This window comes from Massilia sp. CT11-108 (assembly GCF_047302915.1).
In the GTDB taxonomy this organism is placed as follows: domain Bacteria; phylum Pseudomonadota; class Gammaproteobacteria; order Burkholderiales; family Burkholderiaceae_D; genus Telluria; species Telluria orientalis.
This window is the reverse complement of record NZ_JBKYMO010000587.1, coordinates 1-3,150: the sequence shown is the minus strand read 5'-3', so window position 1 is coordinate 3,150 and position 3,150 is coordinate 1. Positions and strand designations below refer to the sequence as shown.

Below are 3,150 nucleotides of genomic sequence, written 5' to 3'. Positions count from 1 at the left end.
GGCCGCGCAGGCGAAAACCGCCGCGGCGAGCGCCTGGACGCCGTGCGCGGGCGAGGGCGCCATCTGCCAGCTCAGCGGAACCAATCGGGTGCGTTACGGTACCGAAACCAAAAACGTGACCAAGGTGTTGACCGGTCCCGTGACCTGCTCGAACGCCACGTTCGGGGATCCTGCCCACGGTTCCTTGAAGAGCTGCAGCTATCGGGCGGGACGGTGACGGCGCCGGATCGGTGCACGGTCAAGCGTCACGTTGCATGCGGTCGCGGCGTCGTCGCACTATCGTGAAGACGGCCCGGCCAACGACATAAGCCGCAAGTGCTTGCGGCACGAGGACCAGCAACGCGAACGGGACCACGAGGAAGGTATTTGCGTCGACGTCGGGCGAACGCAAGACTCCGGTGGTGGTCCAGCCGACGACGGCCACGACAATCCCACCGAGGAAAGCGGCCAGGTTCGCCCGGCGGTGCCACCCCGCGTACACGCAGATCGCCGCGGCCGCCAACCAGGTCAGGTTGCTATGGAAGAGTGGCGCCGACGCAAACGCGGAATATGCCGCGACCCCGTGCATGAAGGCGTTGTTCAGGCTACGCGTGGGGGCATCGTCGTGGACGACGCGGCGCTCACGTTTTATGAGCGACAGACACAACTCCAACAATGCCCACAGGACGCCGGTGATCCCAAGCTTCATGAAGAGCCAGTTCGTCTCGATACGCCCCTGGACCTGCTTCTTTCTTTGTTCGAAGTCGATCGTGACGGGACTGAACGGGTAGCCGATCCGCAGGCGATGCCAACGCTCTTTGAAGCGAACGTCAAAGCTGTCGAGGTTGACGGCGAACACGACGTCCTCCTTCAGCCGCACGAAGGTGCCGGTTCGATCTTCCAGATCATCTCTGCCGAGGGCAGTCCAGGAAGGGCGGTAGCTGTCGAACATCGTATCGTATGTGGGGATGGCATTCAGCATCAGGAGCAGCACGATTCCACGGGAAATCGGCCTGGAGAAGAATCGCATGGGGACCTTGGCGTTTGCTGGAGCGCATGAGCTACTCTGATTGGTTTCGGAATGAGTTGACATAGATTAAGGAAAATCATTGCACAACTCACCATACTCGATACATGGCAAAAAAATTTCCCATTTATCCCGTACACCCGGAGCGTGTTTGCTGGGGATGCGACAAATATTGCCCTGCAGATTCACTTGCATGCGGAAACGGCTCGGTGCGCACGCAGCACCCGGTCGAATTATTCGGCGAGGACTGGCAGGAGTGGGGACTCGATTCGAAAAATGACGGCGATCCTGGATCACAAGTCGACGCCAAGGAAAAGCGGTAGGCGCGCACCGTTATTTTTTCGGTGGCCTATTGCGTTCGGGCCCAGTACGACCCATGTACGGGCTACCGACACGTCCCGAGCCATGGAGGCCTCCTTGAAACGTCTCATTGCACTGTGGCGCACCGTCGCCGGCCAGGATCTGCGCCTGCTGTGGTACGCCGTCCGGCACGAACATCGCCCCGGATGGCTGGTGCCGGCACTGGCCGGCCTCGCCTTGTTCGCGGTGGAGCCGTTGAATGTCGCGGTGCCCGTGCTTGGCACGATCGACGAGTTCGTGCTGCTGCCGCTCATCCTGCACGGCATCGCGACCATGTTGCCGGCGCACGTCGTCGACGGTTATGCGCGCGCTTACGATAAGCGCTTGCGGCGCCGGGCCTAGGTTCGGCATGCGGGGAACTTTTCCCGCTGCCGGTTGATGTTCTTGACGAACTCCTCCGCCTGATCCTGCGGATAGGTCTGTACCTGCTCGTTGATCTTCACCTTGTTGAAGACTTCCTTGCCCTGGCACGTGACGAGGACGACTTCGCCGCGTCGAACCAGCGCGGAGCGCATGTCGGCCAGCGACAGCGCCAGGCTGCGGTCGAGTAACTGCCTGACGCCGCTGAGCGCCATCGTCTTCAGCATGTTGCCCAGGAAGCCTTCGTCCTTGTCGCGCGCGTCCTGCGGCTCGCCGATCTGCTTCATGCCGTAATCGGTGAGCTGCATGACCACCGCATCGTCCTTCAACATCAATTCGGTCCACCGGCTCGTCGACTGCACGTAAGGCTGCCCCGACGCGGGCTTCTGGCGCGGACCGAAACGCTCGGGGCCATCGCCCTCATGGGCGTCGATCGAGATGGTCGAGCTGTGGCGGGTTTCGCCGGATGGACCGGCATGGGCAAAGGTCGTGGTCGCGAGGACGGCGGTGGCGCAGAGGATGACGCGGATCGTGTTCATGGTTGTTCCGAAAGCCGGTTGAGGATTGCGGAGGACGATAGCGCAAGCGGCACACGGTTGGCCCGCCGTTTGCGACGAACGGCGTTATTCGGGCGCCAGACGGTGTTATCGCGCGCTCAGCCAGCACCCCGTTTCGCCCGCGGTGCGGCCGGCTTCTTCGGCTTCGGCGGCGGCATGATCGCCGCCGTCTCGAGCAGCAGGCGGCGCAGCGCGTCCGGCTCGTCCAGCAATTCGTCGGCGATCGGATAGTCCTTGGCGCCGGGGTAGGGCGGCCCTTGCGGCAGGTCGGGCGCGAGCCTCGCGGCGGCGTCGGACGGCTTGACGAACAGGCTGCCGTCGCAGGCGAAGGCGACCACCTTGTCGTCGACGTACAGCGCGTATTCGCCGAACATCTTCCGGTGCGTCAGCCGCGCCCCCAAACCCACCACTTCCGCGACGTAGTCGATGAAGCTCCTGTCCGTTGCCATGCGCGTTCTCCGTGCCGTGATCGAAAGCGCCAGCGTAGCTCGGCGCGGCGGTTCGATCAAGACCTCAGAACGCCAGGTGACCGTCGACGCAGGTGACGGCGTTGCCGCCCACCCGGATCGCATCGTCGGCGATCTGCAGGCGCAGGATGCCGGCCCGGCCCAGCGCGGCGCCCTGGCTGGACAGGAAGTCCCGGCCGAACGCGTCGGCCTGGCCCGTGTGCCGCAAATACGCGGCGATGGACCCGTTGCCGCTGCCGCAGACGGGGTCTTCGTCCACGCCGTGCGCCGGAGCGAATGCGCGGACCTCGATGCGCGCGGCGGCGCCGTCGGGATGCGGGCCGAAGACGATCACGCCCGTGTTGCCGGTTGCGGCATCGTGCGCCTTCATGCGGGCCAGGTCGGGCGCGGCGGCCAGCAC

Annotated in this window: 6 protein-coding genes and 1 pseudogene; 3 read left to right on the top strand and 4 right to left on the bottom strand. The window is 64.2% G+C overall.

The window, feature by feature from the left end; translation table 11 throughout:
• Nucleotides 1-217 (top strand): annotated as a pseudogene (locus tag ACEN88_RS27875) (hypothetical protein); the annotation flags it as partial.
• 21 nt (nt 218-238) lie between these two features.
• On the opposite strand, the gene ACEN88_RS27870 reads toward ACEN88_RS27875, so the two are convergent.
• Complete coding sequence (locus ACEN88_RS27870; protein ID WP_413344867.1) at nt 239-973, bottom strand: hypothetical protein; 735 nt, start codon at nt 971-973, stop codon at nt 239-241.
• A gap of 140 nt (nt 974-1,113) precedes the next feature.
• Between ACEN88_RS27870 and ACEN88_RS27865 the strand changes: the two genes are divergently transcribed.
• Together ACEN88_RS27865 and ACEN88_RS27860 are read left to right on the top strand one after the other, a co-directional pair.
• Nucleotides 1,114-1,329 (top strand): DUF3079 domain-containing protein, encoded by a 216-nt coding sequence (locus tag ACEN88_RS27865; RefSeq protein ID WP_413344865.1) that lies wholly within the window; start codon nt 1,114-1,116, stop codon nt 1,327-1,329.
• Nucleotides 1,330-1,423: 94 nt separating this feature from the next.
• The gene (locus ACEN88_RS27860; protein WP_413344863.1) at nt 1,424-1,708 is read left to right on the top strand and encodes a hypothetical protein; all 285 of its coding nucleotides are present in this window, start codon (nt 1,424-1,426) and stop codon (nt 1,706-1,708) included.
• Here the strand turns inward: ACEN88_RS27860 and ACEN88_RS27855 are convergent.
• The 3 genes from ACEN88_RS27855 to ACEN88_RS27845 form a co-directional block, all read right to left on the bottom strand.
• The gene (locus tag ACEN88_RS27855) at nt 1,705-2,265 is read right to left on the bottom strand and encodes a hypothetical protein (RefSeq protein WP_413344861.1); all 561 of its coding nucleotides are present in this window, start codon (nt 2,263-2,265) and stop codon (nt 1,705-1,707) included. The genes ACEN88_RS27860 and ACEN88_RS27855 overlap by 4 nt on opposite strands.
• Nucleotides 2,266-2,381: 116 nt before the next feature.
• Nucleotides 2,382-2,732 carry a TfoX/Sxy family protein gene (locus ACEN88_RS27850; protein WP_413344859.1) on the bottom strand — a complete coding sequence of 117 codons (351 nt, stop codon included), beginning with the start codon at nt 2,730-2,732 and terminating at the stop codon, nt 2,382-2,384.
• Nucleotides 2,733-2,796: 64 nt separating this feature from the next.
• Nucleotides 2,797-3,150: PhzF family phenazine biosynthesis protein (locus tag ACEN88_RS27845; RefSeq protein WP_413344857.1), on the bottom strand; the 354-nt coding region annotated here is incomplete at its 5' end.